Below are 14,618 nucleotides of genomic sequence, written 5' to 3' on the forward strand. Positions count from 1 at the left end.
GACAGGCCTGAGGCTGCCGAATGCTGGATCACTGCGGCCGGTGCGCTCCGGGGAGGGGCTCGAGGCGGCGCAGGAAGGTCTTCACCTGGGCTTGGATCGGCTCGTCGTCGAGGTTGTTGCCGATGACGGTGTGGGGCCAGGCCGGAGCGAACTGGGCGTCGACGTCGGCGAGGTATTGATCCCAGTGGCCCAGCTTCCAGGTGTCCTTGGCGGCCGCGCGTCGCTCGAGGTGAGTCCGCATCACCTCGGTGCTGCTGGCAACCCAGATCACCGACATGTCGGCTCCCTGTTCGGCGAGCCAGGCGGCTTGGCGTTCGAACCAGGCGCGGTTGGCGAACTGCTCGAGAAACGGTGCGATGGCGATGACGCTCACCCCGTAGGCGATGTTCTCGCTCACCGCGGCCGCCAGACACTGGTACTCGGCAGGCTCGATGACCTCGCGGTAGAGCGCGGATTCCCGATCGGCGATCGTGCTACCGAGCTGGACGAGTGCCGCGTCCACCACGCTGCGGGTGAGTACTTCCTTGTCGAGGATCGCCCACCTGGTCTCTCGCGCCAGAACCCGGCCGACCTCCGTTTTCCCGCTCCCGGCATAGCCGCCGACGTACACGACCCGCGGCTGCGGCGGCTGCGGCCGGTCACCAGTTGCCGCGGCTCGGTCGGCGACCACACGCCCCGACCGGGGGCGGGTGTGGATGAGCCCCTCGTGCCCGAGTTGATCCATCGCCAGGTTGACCGTCCCGATGCTGACTCCCCATCGCTCGGCGAGCGCGCGGGAAGAGGGCAGCTTCTCACCCGGCCGGAGCCGACCGGACTCGATCTCGGTCCTGAGCTCACGCGCGATCTGCCACCGCCGGGCCTCGCTACTGGTCGATTCAGTCATCCCGGCTGAGCCCTCTCTGATCTGCGCTTGTGAGCAACCAAACGCTATCAGTCCGCGCGAATCAGCGGGCGACAGCGCAGATCGAGGTGCTTGTACCAACAATCCAGGGAATGTTCAAGAGTTACATCTGAATAGATCAGTTGATACGATCTGAATATTATGTGACCCGGATCTCCCCCTTGGAGGGGTGCTCGATGAACTTTCAGACTCGGCCCGAGATTTCCTGGAAACCGGGCGAATCATTGCCCGAACCAGTACCTGCGCGGACAGGCGGCAGTGGCTCGGACATCGTCGACCCGAACGCTCTGCGCTCTCAACTGATCAATTCAGATCGCTGGGCAGTGGGTGAGCTCGCGTTGTGCGGCCGCCAAGTCGCCGCCGCCGCTGCGGGGGTTGTTAACCCTTGCCAACTCCCGACACGCCGCCGCGCAGGAAGACGGTGAGGACATGGCTCCGAAACGTTTCTCCGCACCGAGATCTTCACGCCGCGCCACCAAGGCGTCGTCGTGGTGCACGAACGCATTCGTGCTGGTCGGTGTCCCGGTCGGGTTGGGGATCTGCACTCGTCCGATGTGGCCGGCGGGCTGGGCTGATCAGGTCGTGGAAGCCGCTACCCCGGTCGCGGCCGGGGTAGCGGCTTCCACGACGTCGGTCGCGCTGCTGGCGCTGAGCGTCTCGTCCGGTCGCGGTATGCGGCGGCGCCGATGGGCACGCGCGGTCGAACAGGCCGGTCTCACCCGGAGCCGCCTCGGTGAGCAGTTGGTGCCGAAGTTGGTGTCGAGCAGCCGCGAGGGCGGTGAGCTCGTGTTGCGGGTGCGGATGCTGACCGGCCAGACCCCGCAGGACTGGGACCGCCGCGCGCAGCGCCTGGCCGCAGAGCTCGGTGCCGGCAAGGCCCGGGTCGCCTGGAGTCCGGAGCGGATCGAAGAGATCGAGCTGCGGCTGACCCGGAAGCAGGCCGCGTAATGGCGCGGCTCATGTCGGTCAGCCTGACCGAACCCCAAGTGATCGCCCGGCAGAAGACCGTGACACGGCGGATGGGCTGGCGCATGGCGCGCGTCGGTGACCAGCTCACCCTGTGCCGGAAGGTGATGGGCCGCAAGGCCGGTGAGCCGCTGGTGCGCATCGCCCAAGTCGAGATCACCGCGATCAGCCCGCGAACCGCTGGCCGCGATCAGCCAGGCCGATCTCGTGGCCGAGGGCTTCCCGGAGATGACGCTGGCCGAGTTCGTCGCCTTCTTCTGCTCCACCCACCGAGGCTGCCGCCCCGACAGCCTCGTTACCCGAATCCAATGGCGGTACCTCACCGCCGCTGACACCACCGAGGAAGTGGCTTGAGATGGACATCGAACCGGAGTTCATCGCTCCCGTCGCCCTGCTGGGGACCGGGATCGGATTCATGACGATCGCGACCGTGTACAAGACCGCCGAAAACCTGGGTGTGCCAGGGTCGGTCGGTGTCACGCCGCTGCTGGCCGGGGTGGGTGCGCTCGGCGCGCGCGCCGTGTGGTCGCGGTGGTCGGCCAAGACCCAGGTGACCCGCGCCGAGCGGGTTGCTGCCCGGGACTGGGCGGACTGGGTCACCGATTTCCCCGAAGACGTCCAGGAGACGGTGCAGGTCCTGTCTACCCCCTGGGATGCGGTGAAGAAGTGGGCCGCACTCGGTTTGGGGCGGTTGCCCGATCCGGCGAACGGCGATCCAGGGGAGTGGCCGCAGCTGGTGCCGTCGCAGAGCTCCTACCCGCCCGACCGCGGCATCATCTCCGTGCCGGTGGGGTTGCGGCTGCGGCTGCGCATGAGCGACGGCCAGGAGCGCCGCCACTACGAGGAGAAGCTCAAGCGCATCGCGGTCGCCCTCGACGCCGACGCCGCTCGCGTGGTCGGCTCCCGGGGGCGTGTGATCTGCCTGGACGTGCGCTACTTCGACCCGATCAAGGATCCGATGCTGGTGCCCGTTCCAGAAGAGCCGGTCGACCTGAGCGCCTTGCGCACCGGTCTGCGCGAGGACGGTGATGAATGGCGCGTTCCGCTGTTCGAGCGCAACATCCTCGACGTCGGCCTGCCTGGATCCGGCAAGAGCGGGTTCGTGGCCTCGTTCCTGATGGCGACCGCTCCCGCAGCTCGCGACGGCCTGCTTGTGAACTTGATGATCGATATGAAGTTCGGCGTCGAGGCCGCGCGGATGAAGGGCCTGCTGCACCGCACTGCGACCGACGCGGTCTCGAGCGAGCAGATGCTGGATTGGCTGCGCTGGACGGTGATTGAGGAGCGCGGCCGATACATGGAGGCCAATGGCCTGTCCAAGCACGTCATCACCGCTCAGGCCCCGATGTATCACCTGATCATCGACGAGATCGCCGAGCTGCTCGACGACCCGAAGACCCGCGCGGCCTTCCTGCGGCTGCTGGTGTCGATCGCGCGGCTGGGTCGCGCCCTGGGCATCTCCATCTCCGGGTACACGCAGCTGGCGAACAAGAAGATCCTCGACATGCTGCGGGATCTGTTCCAGATTCGGATCGGCATGCGCCTGAGCTCGCCGGAGCAGATGGTCATGGTCTACGGCGATCACCACGCCGCCGAGCGTGGCGCCGACAACACCAACATCCCCGACAAGGGCAGCGCCGGCATCGCCTACGTCTTCGACGACTCCAGCTCCCAGATCGTGCGTGTGCGCGCCTACTTCGTCTCCGACGAGAACCTGGCCTGGGCCGCGCAGACCTACCCGCCGTACCCGCACCCGCATGTGCAGGAAGCCGCCGCCCAGGCCGCCACGGTCGGCGGGAAGCTCGCCGCGGGGGGCAAGCCGGTGGTGTCGATCGACTCCGCGCGTCGTCGCCGCGGTGACGGCGAGATTCCCAACGTCACGGGGTTGCTGCTGGCCGAGATCGACGCCGAGGCCGAGGAATTGAGCAAGAAGATCGGTGACGCCCTGGCCGAGGACCAGCAGCGCGACAAGCGCGAGAGCGTCGACGAGCCGCTCGACGACATCGACTTCGACGAGCTCGGCGACGACGACCGCAGCGACGACACCGACGACGCCGACGCTGCCGACGAATTCGCCTGAAATCCACACAGTTGGACCGTTAACAGTCTAGACTGTTAAATATCGGTTCCGCCTTGAACTCCCACCCCACAACGGGTGGGCGACCAGAGAAAACACCAGTTCAGGAAGGCAAATCATGACCCTCACCTTCGATCTCGCCCGCACCCTGCTCGCGCCGCCGACCGCCGCCGAGCAGGCCCTGATCGACACCCTGACCGCCATCTCGTCGACCACCCACCAGTACGCGATCAAACTGCCCAACGGCCGCTGGTGGCGCAAGGTCTCCACCCGCCTCGCCTCTCCGAACCGCACCACCCCGACCGTCTTCCACGACCGCGCTCGCGCCGCCGACGAGATGTTCGACATGACCGCCCAGGCCATCGACGACTACGGCCCCAAGGACTACCAGCCGCAGCTGATGGTCCGCGAGGTCGTCATCCGCGGCAACGAGGTCAGCACCGGGCCGTGGTACCCGGCGGAGACGGTGCGGTGAACGCCATGACGATCCTGCACCCGTTCCGCCGTCACCGTGACGACGAGCTCGCGCGTCTGCGGGCCGCGCTGGCGGATCGCGACCGGAAGCTCGCCGAGCTGAGGCGGAATCTGGATGACGCGCTGGATCGGGAGTCGATGCACGTCAACGCCCCCGACATGGAGCGTCTGACCTCAGCCGCGGAGATCGAGCGTTATGGCGCCCCACGCGCTTGCCACCGCCCTGGCCCGGCCGCTCGGCCGCAGCTGAAGGCGTTGGTAGGCAACGTCACCGAGCTGACGATTACCGCCCCGTACATCGAACGCGGCGTGTGGGCGGGGTTCTCGCGATGAACGATCGGCTGGGTTCCCACGACGTGTGGGCTGGGCTGGTCGTCACCGGACCGATCCGCGGCCAGGACATGACGATCACGAACTGGTCGTGCGAGGACACCGGCTGCGGGCTGAGCGTCGACCAGGCCAAGGCCATCACCCGCCAGCACCTGGAATGCCCCGGCGACGCCCCCCGGATCTGCCGGATCAAAGCCGCCGCCATGGCCCTGCTCATCGATGAAGGCGTGCTCGTCCCGGCACGCAACTACTCCACCTTCTGAACAAAGGGACGCCCCAGCCAGCGTGAACCTGGCTGGGACGTCCCTCAGATCATCTCATCACAGACAGGACGTCCCGATGCGAACCATCATCTCCACCGAGGTCGCACTCGCCGAGAAGATCGCCGCCAGCGCCCACCAGCTGCTGACGCTGCTGGCCGAGCTCGACGACCTCGAAACCCTGATCCAGAAGGCGACCCGCGTCGACTGCGCTGGTAGCGCCCTCTACCTCAAGGTGCTCGACACCAGCGACCTGCCCATCACCCCGCAGGCCCTGATCGACGCCGTGCGCGAGCGCCTGCCCGAGCAGCTGCGCGTCCTCGTCGGCACCGGCCGCGTCCCGCGCTGACTCTTGCGGCGATCACCACATCTCACGACCCGAAAGGCTCACACAGTCATGACCATCACCGATCTCGATGCCGCCGCCCCCAGCACCGACTGGCGCGATAAGGCGGCCTGCGCCGGCCATCCCGACCCCGACCTGTGGTTCCCGATCTCCTCGGACGACCCCGCCACCGAAGCCAAAAGGATCTGCCGGGGCTGCCCGGTCCGCGAGATCTGCGGCATGATCGCGGTCCGCACCAACGAGCAGTACGCCGTCGCCGGCGGATACCGCACCTCCAACGCCGACGAGCGCGCCGAGCTGGAGGAAGAGCTGGGATTCGGGCCCCGCCGAGCGCCCAAGGTCCGCTGCACCGAGTGCGACACGGTGTTCGCCACCCGCACCAAGTTCACCACCTGCGAGGACTGCAGGGGCTTCACCCCGGTCGAAGATCTTCACCGCCACATCAACACCCTGCTGGACGCCGGACGCAGCGCGCGCAGCCTTGCCGCCAGCGCCGGTGTCGGAGTCTCCACGATCTGCAAGCTCGCCAAAAAAGAGGACGGCTGGCAGAACGTGCACAAGACGATCGCCCGCCGCATTCTCGCCATCACCCTCGACGACGCGGACGCCGTGGCATGAACATCAGCATCGACGGCGCCGCGCGGCAAGACCCGATCGTGGCCTGCCCCGAGTCCGCCACGCTGCCTGAGGTCGCGGCCGCCGACGCCGGCGCGCTGTTCAGCGCCGCCCTGCGTCTGGCCGCCGCGGTCGAGGCGGGCTCGATCAACGGGGCGCTGGAGGCCGCGCACCGCGCCCACAGCGCCGCCGCCAACCTCGCCTGCGCGCTCGACGACATCGAAAACGCCGGTGACGACGAGGATCTCGCGTTCGACCTGCTCGAGTTCCAGCGCCGCATCGCCGGTCAGCTCGACACCGCCGTCGCGGCCTTCGACACCAGCAGCACGGAGGTCCTGCCGTGACCGGCACCTACTCCCCCCGCATCGAGCAGCTACTCGCCCGCGGCCGTGCCGAACTCGGCCGCGGCGGCCACCGATCGACCCCGAAACTCGGCGAGATCAGTATCGCTGTCATCGACCACGGTGACCGCTACATCCTCACCGACTCCCATCCCGATGGGATGCGCGTGCACATCCGCAAACCGGCGACGGTCGAGGCCGTCAATGACGCCGTCCGCGAGGCGATCGCCCACAACAGCGACTGGATCGCCGACGCACTGACCACGAATCTTCCCATCGACGAAGAGACCGAGACCGATCATGACCACCTCTGACACCACCGCCACCGCGGTCCTGGACCGATTCGACTCCCTTCATTCCTCATCCGTCGACGCGCCGGTGGTGGAGGTCTACATCTCGGCGATCTCGGTGGCCGAGATGTTCGTCGACGCCAGCTATCAGCGCGAGCTCGACAAGCCCCGGGCCCGCGCGATGGCCAGGACATGGGATCGCCGCCTCGTCGGCGTTCTCGACGTCGCTGATCGCGGCGCTGGATCCCTGGCCCGCTACGCGGTGATCAACGGCCAGCACCGCGCCGCAGCCGCGCGTCTGATCGACCCGGATATGGCCCTGGTCGCCAACGTCCACACCGGTCTGACCGTGGCAGACGAGGCTCGGCTGTTCCACGAAATCGACGCCAAGACGCGGCGATTGACCACGTGGGACCGGTGGCGCTCGCGCCGCGCGGCCGCGGACCCGACCGTCGCCGCCATCGAGGAAATCGTCGGCGAGGTCGGGCTGACCGTCGCCGAGGCCGCCAAGGACGGCGTCGTCCGCTGCACCAGCACCCTCGAGCGGATATACCGCACCGGCGGGAAGTTGCTGCTGGGCAACACCTTGCGGCTGATCGTCGAGGTCTGGGGCCGCCGCCTCGACGCCGTCGACGCCCCGCTGGTCGCCGGCGTGGCCCTCATCCTGCGCAGCTACGAGCAGCAGCTCGACCACGACCGCTTCGGCGAGGTCCTCGTCGACCTCGCGCCGCGGCAGGTCAAGGCCCGCGCGCTGGCGCTGAAGGAGACCGAGAAAGGCCAGAACGGTGCGCTCGTCGCTCTGGTGATGATCGGCGCCTACAACTCCTCGCGCGGCCCGAAGCTCAACCGCGACGAACTGCGCCGCTGACCTCCACTCCATGTCGTCCAGGGAATCCGCACCCAAGGAGGAATCCGTGAAATCACTGCACCGCCAACGTCATTCGCGTATGGCGACGGCGGCCGCGCCCACCCAGCAGCAACACCGGCTGCAGCTGGCGCCGCGAGAGACCGACGCTACCGGCCGTCAGCTGTTCAGCGGGTCGTGCAGCTGCGGCGAGATGACCCCGACGCCGAGTTGGGGGACCGACGAAATCCATCACGCGCACACCCTCCACACGCAGATGCACACCGCCTTGCTCGAGCTGCGCCGCATCAACGGCCTTGCCGAGCAGTACAGGAAGGACAACAACCGATGATCGCGATGTACCGGTTCCGCCGCTGGGTGCGGCGTGAGGCCGCCGCCGCGCGCCGCGAACCCGACACCATGGCCCGCCACGCCCAGACCGAGGCCCTCGAGCCCGGATCCCTGCGTTGTGTCACCCTCCGCGACCGCGTCGGCGGCCCCTGGTGGTTGTTCGGCGCGTGGGGTCCGCTGCGCACCGTCGATATCTCCACCGGCTGCCCCCGCTGCGGCGAACCCCGCGGCGTCCCGCGCCGTCGCGGCCGCGTCCAGACCTGGACCAACCCCTGCGGGCACCGCGACCGGCCGCGGGTGGTCATCACCGAGGCCGACCAGATCATCCTCGGCGCCCGTGTCGACGCCAACGTCCAGCGCATCCTCGCGCAGTGGCCGGCGGAATCATGACCCTGACCAGCATCGGTGGCCACCATTCGACCCGCGCCGGGTCGAATGTGTGGCTCACCCCGCCTGGGATCCTCACAGCGCTCGGCCCTTTCGACCTCGACCCATGCGCAGCCATCGACCGGCCATGGGACACCGCGCGCCAGCACATCGCCCCACCGGAGGACGGCCTCGCCGCCGACTGGACCGGTCGGGTCTGGTTGAACCCGCCCTACGCCGCCGTCGACCGCTGGCTGTCCAAGCTCGCCGAGCACGGCCAGGGAACCGCGATCGTGTTCGCGCGCACCGAGACCCGCTGGTTCATCAACGCCGTGTGGGAACGCGCGACCGCTGTGTTGTTCCTGCACGGACGCCTGCACTTCTACCTGCCCGACGGCTCCCGAGCAGCCGGAAACGCTGGCGCGCCGTCTTGCCTGGTCGCCTACGGAGCCCTCGATGCCGCCCGGTTGGCGACCTGCGGGTTGGCGGGCAGGTTCGTCCGGCTCAGGGAGGCGCCATGAGCCTGCAGACGGACATCGAACGATTCGCCACACCGGCGCGCGCGACCACCGCCACATAAATCCCTCAACCCCCGGAAGAAAACACAACCAGGAGGAAGAAATGGCTCTGATCAGTCTCGAGATCCGGTGGAGCGACGGCTCCCCGATCACCATCACCGCCGAGCAGGTGACCGCGCATTTCACGATCGCGCCCACGCTCACCGCCCGCCAGGACGGCACTCTCACCTTCGCCGACCACGGCCGCTCGCTCACCCACATCCCCACCGGGCTGCTGGTCACTCGCTCCGGATGGCTGGACCTGCGCCGCTACGCCACCGAGCTGGAGAAACTGTCCATCGACTGGGCCACACTCACCCACGCCTCCGACCTCACCGCCGAGCAGGCACAGCAAGTTCGCGCGGTCAGCGACCGGCTGATGGCCGAAGACGACACCAGCTGGCCGTGGCCGGAATGGGTGGGCGACGAATCCCAGCCCGCGCTCTCACTTCTGGCTACCGAGATCGACCAGGAGCTCAAGTTCACCGACCGCTACGACTTCATCACCACAGTGACGAAGTCCCTGCGCGCCGACCACCCCGATCTGGCCCGCACCGTCGATGACCATCTGCGGGCAGCGCTCCTCGGCCGTCACGTCACCGGGTACGGCCTGGTCTACCTTCTGTCGGTCCTGCACCGTGTCGACCCGGCCGCGGCCGACCGCGCCGCTCGCAACCTCGTCGGCGCATGGGAGGACGGCAGCTCGATGGACGAGTGGCTGTTCCAGTGGCGCACCGAGCTCGCCGAAGGTGTTCCGCTGACCCTGCACGAATTCCCGGACCTCCCGCTGCTCAAGCAGGCGGCCGTTTGATGCGCAGGATCACCACGCTGAGGTGCCTGTGCGGCTCGCAACTCGACGAAGTCGACACCGACACCGGAATCTCGATCGCCTGCAGCGACTGCGGAAGCGCCGAGGCGTGGCCTGAACACATCACCGACATCATCGACCTCGATCGGACCGAATTATGACCACCGTCAAAGTCGGCACCACCGACTTCCGTCACGCCCTCAACGCTGTGCGCGTGCACGCTTGCACCGACAGCGAGATCCCGCCCATCCACCGCATTCGACTCGCCGTCGACCGGCAGAACATCGTGGTCACGGCGACCGATATGTTCACCGCCGGCCTGGCCATCGCGTCGGTCTTGGACAGCGCTGACGAACCCGGGCAGTACCCGTGCACCGTCGACATCGCGCCCTCCGACATCAAGAACATCCTGCAGATCTTCACTGCGGGCAAGGAGAAGAGCGACACCCCGGAATTCGAGCTGCGCCTGGACATCACCAAGGACCGGGTCACCATCACCGACTGCTCCGGCCTGATCGACGGACACGCGCTGACCGTGCCGCGCATGCCCACCGATGGCGGCACTCTGTGCACCATCCCCGGACTCATCGCCCGCCAGCACGGCAGCGATGCCACGCAGCTCACGGACATGTCGGTCGGGGGTGAGATGCTGGCGCGCTTCAGCGCCGCGTCCAACGCCTACGGCCAGGCACTCGACGTCGAGGCGCACTCGGCCAGCCGCGCCCTGCTGATCCGCTGCGGGGAAAGCTTTCTCGGCCTGATGATGCCGCGCCAGCTCCTCGACCGCGACCGCGACGACCGCCGGGAATGGTCCGCCGGATGGGACCGCCGCCTGCCTGATATCGTCGCCGCGGCCGAGGCCGAGCGCATCGAGCAACACGCCCAGGTCGACATCGTGGACCTCGACGCCGACGAGGTCGGCGACGACCGCGACATGTTCCTGCGTGCGGTCGATCTCGTGGTCCGGTCGCAGTTCGGTGCGGTGTCGATGCTGCAACGCCGGATGCGGATCGGGTTCGCCAAGGCCGTACGCCTGCTGGATCTGATGGAGCAGGCCGGCATCGTCGGCCCGAAACCTGAAGGGACCGCGGCGCGCGAGGTGCATGTGCGTGCCGAAGACCTGGATTCGCTGCTGGCCGATCTGCGTGCCAGCGAACAGGACGGCGGCGACCGATGACCAAACGCCGCGCCGAACACGGCTTGCTGAACTCGGTCGGATCCGCCTCGATCGTCGTCCGCCGGTACGCCGCCGATCTTCCAGAGGTGTCCCATGGCTGAAGTCCTGCATCTGCTGCCCGCAGTGTGGCATTGCGACCGGAATTTCGACCGCCTGGTGAACGCCGACCTGCGCGACAGCCGCGGCATCGGAACGCAATACGCGGTGCTTCGCAGGAAGGAGAACCGCGTCCGTTGGCTGCACACACTCCTCAGCATTCGCCAGTCGATCACTTCGCAGAACGCGCAGGACAACGCCCGGCTGCAGTCGCATCCCGACCGACCCACCGGTGGAAGGCCGTCGAAGGCCTACGTCGCCGCCAAGACCGAGATCGCCGACCGGAAGGCGGAGCGGGAACAGGCGATGCGTGTGGTGAACGAACGGATCGGGGAGGCGCGGCGGCTGATCGGCGCTGCTCCGATCGAGCGAAGCACTGCCGGGGCAATCGTCTGCCAGCTGCTCGAAGCTGATGCGTTTCTTCACGACGGTGACGTGGGAGAAGCGCGGCAGATGCTCGCCGGACTGGTTCGCGCCCTGAACGGAGAGGAGGCAGCGTCGTGACCAGTAGCAACCGTCCGCCCGTGGTCACGCTGTGCGGCAGCGACCACACCCGGTACCACGGCGAATCCACCCGCGCCGAAATCGCCTACGCCACCGAGCACGGCAAGCCCGTCGACTGGGCCATCCACACCCCCAGTACGGGCACGTGCACCACAGCAGCTGCCACACAAGCGCGGGGGTCGGAATGACTTCCACAAGCATCGAGTGGACCGAGGTCACCTGGAATCCGGTCACCGGCTGCGATCGGATCAGCGCGGGATGCGACAACTGCTATGCGCTGAAGATGGCCAGGCGGCTCAAAGCGATGGGCGCGGCCAAGTACCAGAAAGACGGCGATCCGCGAACCAGTGGCCCAGGATTCGGTATCGCAGTTCACGAGGACGCGATGACCGAGCCGTTGCGGTGGCGGTCGGCGCGCCTGGTCTTCGTCAACAGCATGTCCGACATCGCTCATGCCCGTGTTCCGCGTTGGGCGCAGGCGTTGATCTGGGCTGTGATGGCGCTGACGCCTCGGCATCAGTATCAGATCCTGACCAAGCGCTCCAAGCGCCTGGCCACATTGTTGACCGACCCCGCGTTCTATGCCGAGATCACCGACGCCATCCACAAGGTCCTGGATCAGTTCGACGGCCGATTGCCGGTCGAGGACGTGGATGCGGCGATGCGGTGGGCCGATCCTCGTCAGCGGCTGCGTGGTGAAATCCCAGCTCCGCTGCCGAACGTGTGGATCGGGACATCGATCGAATCGGACGACTACTGCTGGCGCGCAGACGAACTGCGGCGGACCCCGGCCGCGATCCGGTTCCTGTCGTGCGAGCCGCTGCTGGGGCCACTGCCCAGCCTGGACCTCGCCGACATCGACTGGGTGATCGTCGGCGGCGAATCCGGACACAGGTTCCGGCCGCTGGATCTCGACGGGTGCGTGACCTGCGGGACCGCTGTGTGCAGCGTCGCATCAGCCTGTTCTTCAAGCAGGTCGGGGCATCCGCCCGAAGGCCGGCGGCCGGTTGCTGGACGGGCGGACCTGGGACGAGATGCCCAGTCGCTGACGGGGTCTCAGGGTCCGCAGCGGCGTGAACCCGCTGCGGACCCGGCTTCGCCGAAAAACACACACCCAATTTCTAGACTGATAACAGTTTAAACTGTTAAAGTGGGTTGTGGCGGAACGGACATCGTGAACATGCCCGATCCGCCCCATCACTCCCAAACGGAAAGGGCGCCACCCCATGCAGGATCCCACCAACATCGAGTTGACTCCGGAAATCCTCGAGCGCAACCGGAAGCTGGTCGCCCAAGCCCCGGCCATGATCAAACGCAACCGCGAGCTGATCGCCCAGCTGCTCGAAGTGGCGGATCTGCCGCCGGCCCCGACCGGCGACGACCCGGCCGCCAGTGCCCGGACCCGTCGGTCTCGGGTCGCGGCGCGTGAGCAGCGCACCCGCGCCGACATCGTGAGAAGCCGATGAGCGGCACCGCCTCACGCACCTAACCCCCAGACCCCGGTGCCGCCCCGCTGCGATGGGGCAGAGGGCGGCACCGGCCACCAATCCGAAAAGGCGAACCATGACCGCGAAATACGTTCTGAGCATCACCCCCACCGAGCGGGGGTACGAGAACAACCCGGCCTGGAAGTTGGGAACCGCGATCAGCGTCTACAGCCGCCAGGAGCTGGATACGCGACTGGCCGCCGCGAAGGTCGCGGAGCGCGCCGGTGAAATCTCCGCCGTCAGCGTACGCGCACTCACCCACGCTGAGCAGCTCGAAGCCGAGCGCTGCCGCCGCCTGCACGTGCGGCGGCAGCAAGAACGCGCTCGCGCGCAGCAGCGCTCCCACAGCCGCGAGCGGTGACCCACAACGCAGCTGAAGAAGGAGAGACCACCATGCCCATCACCAGCCAGGATCTTGTCGCCAACCACCTCGAGGCGGTGGTACGCGCCGCCCAGGCCCGCATCGATCGCTACCACGCTCCCGAAGCTTCCGTCTGGGAGACGGAACCGGCGCTGGCCGTGCAGGATCTGGCCGAGATCCTGCGTGGCATCCGATTCACACCGACGTTCCCGTCGCTGGGGCGGTTCGTCGACGACTTTCTTGCCAAGCGCCACGCACGGCAAGTCACCGACATCAACGAGGTCGTGTGGTGCCCGGAGTGGTGGCAGCACGCCGAGGCCCTCTGGAAATTCGGCCTGTTGTGGCAGGGCTACGAGCATGTCCGCGCCACCGGCGGCCCGCTGGAGATGAGCGATTTCGCACTCCACCACATCGACCCGCACATGCGGGAGATGTTCGACCCGAGGGGCCCATTCAAATTTTGCAGCGTCCGCCACGGGCACAAAGACATGCTCAAGCCCCTGCCCAGCCGCATCGACAAAGCCCCAGACGGGCTTTTCGCCGGTCCCCCGACCGCCACCGCCACGCTCACCGTGGCCTGAAGAGAAGGAAACCAGTGATGGATCACGAGAAATTCATGCGAGGGCACGAGAAGCGGATGGCCCGCATCGATGCTCGCATGCAGCGCATCGCCGAACTCGCCAAGGAGGCGAAGGCCAAGCAGCTGACGCGCGACGAATGGTACCGAGCTCTGCGAGTGCGCCAAGGCCGGTCACCTGAGCCCCGCATACCGGAAATCAGCCCCCGCGAGCGATAGGCGGACCCGGTCACCACTGAAGGATTCAAAATGACCACCACCACCGACTATCCGTACGTCACCACCGTGCACCGTCCCGGACTGCCGGACGTGCACCTCGGATTCGCGTTCGCGCACCAGGCCGAGCATGCAACCTGGTCGCTCACCAGCGACTTCGTCAACACCGCGCACGTGCAGGGAACCACCGTCACCTGGTCACCGACCCCTGACGGTGTGTCCGCGCTGCCTCCGGTGCCGACCGACCCCTACGCGCTGGCCGAGCTGATCGCGGCAGAAGACGATGATCAGCCGAGAGAGCACACGTTCCCCGATCTGTTCTCGCGGCTGAAGGCGCAGCAGGGCTACGACTCGGCGGCGCAGATCTGGCGCACCGCCTGCCACCAGCTGGAAGGCTCGCGCAGCATGTCCACCGCGAGCAGTAGCTCCGTGGCCGCGGTGCCGCCGGCGAACCGCACCGCCGAGAGCACCGCAGGAGTGAACTGCCGCAGATAGTTGTACGACGAATCCAGCGCGGCCAGATGCCCGTGATCGCGCGGAAGGCGGGGTTTGGCCTGCGCGAGCGCCGCCCGCAACCGATCCCACCCGATCGCATCGCCCCGGATCAAGCCGCCGATCTCCTCGTCACCGATCCGCGGATCGGTGACGATAGCCAGTAGCTCGTCCAGCAGGAC

At 67.5% G+C, this 14,618-nt stretch carries 24 protein-coding genes and 2 pseudogenes; 24 read left to right on the forward strand and 2 right to left on the reverse strand.

Translation table 11 applies throughout. The annotated features are described in order from the left end of the window. Positions 1-28: 28 nt before the first annotated feature. Positions 29-883 (reverse strand): GntR family transcriptional regulator, encoded by an 855-nt coding sequence (locus ACWEO7_RS07580; protein WP_452421636.1) that lies wholly within the window; start codon positions 881-883, stop codon positions 29-31. A 447-nt stretch (positions 884-1,330) separates the two neighbouring features. Between ACWEO7_RS07580 and ACWEO7_RS07585 the strand changes: the two genes are divergently transcribed. From ACWEO7_RS07585 to ACWEO7_RS07700, 24 genes and pseudogenes are all read left to right on the forward strand, one after another. Then, positions 1,331-1,849: a hypothetical protein gene (locus ACWEO7_RS07585; RefSeq protein WP_452421638.1), complete on the forward strand. Its 519-nt coding sequence runs from the start codon at positions 1,331-1,333 to the stop codon at positions 1,847-1,849. A 141-nt stretch (positions 1,850-1,990) separates the two neighbouring features. Next, positions 1,991-2,221, forward strand: a complete 231-nt coding sequence (locus ACWEO7_RS07590) for a hypothetical protein (RefSeq protein WP_452421639.1) — start codon at positions 1,991-1,993, stop codon at positions 2,219-2,221. Between the two features lies 1 nt (position 2,222). Then, on the forward strand, positions 2,223-3,947 hold the full coding sequence (locus ACWEO7_RS07595; protein ID WP_452421641.1) for an FtsK/SpoIIIE domain-containing protein: 1,725 nt from the start codon (positions 2,223-2,225) through the stop codon (positions 3,945-3,947). A gap of 115 nt (positions 3,948-4,062) precedes the next feature. After that, a complete protein-coding gene (locus tag ACWEO7_RS07600) occupies positions 4,063-4,419 on the forward strand; it encodes a hypothetical protein (RefSeq protein WP_452421643.1) in 357 nt (118 codons plus the stop codon). A gap of 5 nt (positions 4,420-4,424) precedes the next feature. Further along, positions 4,425-4,751, forward strand: a complete 327-nt coding sequence (locus tag ACWEO7_RS07605; RefSeq protein ID WP_452421645.1) for a hypothetical protein — start codon at positions 4,425-4,427, stop codon at positions 4,749-4,751. Next, positions 4,748-5,011, forward strand: coding sequence for a hypothetical protein (locus ACWEO7_RS07610; protein WP_452421646.1), 264 nt, complete (start codon positions 4,748-4,750; stop codon positions 5,009-5,011). The genes ACWEO7_RS07605 and ACWEO7_RS07610 overlap by 4 nt, the downstream gene beginning before the upstream one ends. A 76-nt stretch (positions 5,012-5,087) precedes the next feature. After that, positions 5,088-5,357, forward strand: a complete 270-nt coding sequence (locus ACWEO7_RS07615; protein ID WP_452421648.1) for a hypothetical protein — start codon at positions 5,088-5,090, stop codon at positions 5,355-5,357. Positions 5,358-5,405: 48 nt separating this feature from the next. After that, on the forward strand, positions 5,406-5,972 hold the full coding sequence (locus tag ACWEO7_RS07620; RefSeq protein WP_452421650.1) for a WhiB family transcriptional regulator: 567 nt from the start codon (positions 5,406-5,408) through the stop codon (positions 5,970-5,972). Then, positions 5,969-6,313: a hypothetical protein gene (locus ACWEO7_RS07625; RefSeq protein ID WP_452421652.1), complete on the forward strand. Its 345-nt coding sequence runs from the start codon at positions 5,969-5,971 to the stop codon at positions 6,311-6,313. Before ACWEO7_RS07620 ends, ACWEO7_RS07625 begins: the two co-directional genes overlap by 4 nt. Continuing rightward, positions 6,310-6,624 (forward strand): hypothetical protein, encoded by a 315-nt coding sequence (locus ACWEO7_RS07630; protein WP_452421654.1) that lies wholly within the window; start codon positions 6,310-6,312, stop codon positions 6,622-6,624. Before ACWEO7_RS07625 ends, ACWEO7_RS07630 begins: the two co-directional genes overlap by 4 nt. Next, positions 6,611-7,468, forward strand: coding sequence for a DUF6551 family protein (locus ACWEO7_RS07635; protein ID WP_452421656.1), 858 nt, complete (start codon positions 6,611-6,613; stop codon positions 7,466-7,468). Before ACWEO7_RS07630 ends, ACWEO7_RS07635 begins: the two co-directional genes overlap by 14 nt. Positions 7,469-7,514: 46 nt before the next feature. Next, positions 7,515-7,796, forward strand: a complete 282-nt coding sequence (locus ACWEO7_RS07640; RefSeq protein WP_452421658.1) for a hypothetical protein — start codon at positions 7,515-7,517, stop codon at positions 7,794-7,796. After that, the gene (locus ACWEO7_RS07645; protein WP_452421660.1) at positions 7,793-8,185 is read left to right on the forward strand and encodes a hypothetical protein; all 393 of its coding nucleotides are present in this window, start codon (positions 7,793-7,795) and stop codon (positions 8,183-8,185) included. Before ACWEO7_RS07640 ends, ACWEO7_RS07645 begins: the two co-directional genes overlap by 4 nt. Beyond that, complete coding sequence (locus ACWEO7_RS07650) at positions 8,167-8,682, forward strand: DNA N-6-adenine-methyltransferase (protein ID WP_452421662.1); 516 nt, start codon at positions 8,167-8,169, stop codon at positions 8,680-8,682. Before ACWEO7_RS07645 ends, ACWEO7_RS07650 begins: the two co-directional genes overlap by 19 nt. Before the next feature lie 100 nt (positions 8,683-8,782). After that, positions 8,783-9,529, forward strand: coding sequence for a hypothetical protein (locus ACWEO7_RS07655; RefSeq protein ID WP_452421664.1), 747 nt, complete (start codon positions 8,783-8,785; stop codon positions 9,527-9,529). Positions 9,530-9,683: 154 nt separating this feature from the next. After that, complete coding sequence (locus ACWEO7_RS07660) at positions 9,684-10,703, forward strand: DNA translocase FtsK (protein WP_452421666.1); 1,020 nt, start codon at positions 9,684-9,686, stop codon at positions 10,701-10,703. A 156-nt stretch (positions 10,704-10,859) separates the two neighbouring features. Continuing rightward, positions 10,860-11,303, forward strand: a complete 444-nt coding sequence (locus ACWEO7_RS07665) for a hypothetical protein (protein ID WP_452421668.1) — start codon at positions 10,860-10,862, stop codon at positions 11,301-11,303. Further along, positions 11,300-11,491 (forward strand): hypothetical protein, encoded by a 192-nt coding sequence (locus ACWEO7_RS07670; RefSeq protein WP_452421670.1) that lies wholly within the window; start codon positions 11,300-11,302, stop codon positions 11,489-11,491. The genes ACWEO7_RS07665 and ACWEO7_RS07670 overlap by 4 nt, the downstream gene beginning before the upstream one ends. Next, a pseudogene (locus ACWEO7_RS07675) lies at positions 11,488-12,352 on the forward strand (DUF5131 family protein). The gene ACWEO7_RS07670 and the pseudogene ACWEO7_RS07675 overlap by 4 nt, the downstream one beginning before the upstream one ends. Positions 12,353-12,529: 177 nt before the next feature. Then, positions 12,530-12,769: a hypothetical protein gene (locus ACWEO7_RS07680; RefSeq protein WP_159850629.1), complete on the forward strand. Its 240-nt coding sequence runs from the start codon at positions 12,530-12,532 to the stop codon at positions 12,767-12,769. 97 nt (positions 12,770-12,866) lie between these two features. Beyond that, positions 12,867-13,151 carry a hypothetical protein gene (locus tag ACWEO7_RS07685; protein WP_452421672.1) on the forward strand — a complete coding sequence of 95 codons (285 nt, stop codon included), beginning with the start codon at positions 12,867-12,869 and terminating at the stop codon, positions 13,149-13,151. 32 nt (positions 13,152-13,183) lie between these two features. Then, a complete protein-coding gene (locus ACWEO7_RS07690) occupies positions 13,184-13,732 on the forward strand; it encodes a DUF4913 domain-containing protein (protein WP_452421674.1) in 549 nt (182 codons plus the stop codon). A gap of 17 nt (positions 13,733-13,749) precedes the next feature. Then, complete coding sequence (locus tag ACWEO7_RS07695; protein WP_452421676.1) at positions 13,750-13,947, forward strand: hypothetical protein; 198 nt, start codon at positions 13,750-13,752, stop codon at positions 13,945-13,947. Between the two features lie 30 nt (positions 13,948-13,977). Continuing rightward, positions 13,978-14,439 (forward strand): hypothetical protein, encoded by a 462-nt coding sequence (locus tag ACWEO7_RS07700; RefSeq protein WP_452421682.1) that lies wholly within the window; start codon positions 13,978-13,980, stop codon positions 14,437-14,439. On the opposite strand, the pseudogene ACWEO7_RS07705 reads toward ACWEO7_RS07700, so the two are convergent. Continuing rightward, a pseudogene (locus ACWEO7_RS07705) lies at positions 14,340-14,618 on the reverse strand (hypothetical protein); the annotation flags it as partial. The gene ACWEO7_RS07700 and the pseudogene ACWEO7_RS07705 sit on opposite strands and share 100 nt — an antisense overlap.

The sequence above is a fragment of the Nocardia sp. NPDC004260 genome (assembly GCF_053603155.1).

Coding starts and splice junctions, on each gene's coding strand:
- ACWEO7_RS07700 (WP_452421682.1), top strand. CDS start 13,978: ATGACCACCACCACCGACTATCCGTACGTCACCACCGTGCACCGTCCC.
- ACWEO7_RS07615 (WP_452421648.1), top strand. CDS start 5,088: ATGCGAACCATCATCTCCACCGAGGTCGCACTCGCCGAGAAGATCGCC.
- ACWEO7_RS07620 (WP_452421650.1), top strand. CDS start 5,406: ATGACCATCACCGATCTCGATGCCGCCGCCCCCAGCACCGACTGGCGC.
- ACWEO7_RS07605 (WP_452421645.1), top strand. CDS start 4,425: ATGACGATCCTGCACCCGTTCCGCCGTCACCGTGACGACGAGCTCGCG.
- ACWEO7_RS07685 (WP_452421672.1), top strand. CDS start 12,867: ATGACCGCGAAATACGTTCTGAGCATCACCCCCACCGAGCGGGGGTAC.
- ACWEO7_RS07680 (WP_159850629.1), top strand. CDS start 12,530: ATGCAGGATCCCACCAACATCGAGTTGACTCCGGAAATCCTCGAGCGC.
- ACWEO7_RS07690 (WP_452421674.1), top strand. CDS start 13,184: ATGCCCATCACCAGCCAGGATCTTGTCGCCAACCACCTCGAGGCGGTG.
- ACWEO7_RS07600 (WP_452421643.1), top strand. CDS start 4,063: ATGACCCTCACCTTCGATCTCGCCCGCACCCTGCTCGCGCCGCCGACC.
- ACWEO7_RS07625 (WP_452421652.1), top strand. CDS start 5,969: ATGAACATCAGCATCGACGGCGCCGCGCGGCAAGACCCGATCGTGGCC.
- ACWEO7_RS07660 (WP_452421666.1), top strand. CDS start 9,684: ATGACCACCGTCAAAGTCGGCACCACCGACTTCCGTCACGCCCTCAAC.
- ACWEO7_RS07635 (WP_452421656.1), top strand. CDS start 6,611: ATGACCACCTCTGACACCACCGCCACCGCGGTCCTGGACCGATTCGAC.
- ACWEO7_RS07595 (WP_452421641.1), top strand. CDS start 2,223: ATGGACATCGAACCGGAGTTCATCGCTCCCGTCGCCCTGCTGGGGACC.
- ACWEO7_RS07585 (WP_452421638.1), top strand. CDS start 1,331: ATGGCTCCGAAACGTTTCTCCGCACCGAGATCTTCACGCCGCGCCACC.
- ACWEO7_RS07645 (WP_452421660.1), top strand. CDS start 7,793: ATGATCGCGATGTACCGGTTCCGCCGCTGGGTGCGGCGTGAGGCCGCC.
- ACWEO7_RS07695 (WP_452421676.1), top strand. CDS start 13,750: ATGGATCACGAGAAATTCATGCGAGGGCACGAGAAGCGGATGGCCCGC.
- ACWEO7_RS07580 (WP_452421636.1), bottom strand. CDS start 883: ATGACTGAATCGACCAGTAGCGAGGCCCGGCGGTGGCAGATCGCGCGT.
- ACWEO7_RS07655 (WP_452421664.1), top strand. CDS start 8,783: ATGGCTCTGATCAGTCTCGAGATCCGGTGGAGCGACGGCTCCCCGATC.
- ACWEO7_RS07610 (WP_452421646.1), top strand. CDS start 4,748: ATGAACGATCGGCTGGGTTCCCACGACGTGTGGGCTGGGCTGGTCGTC.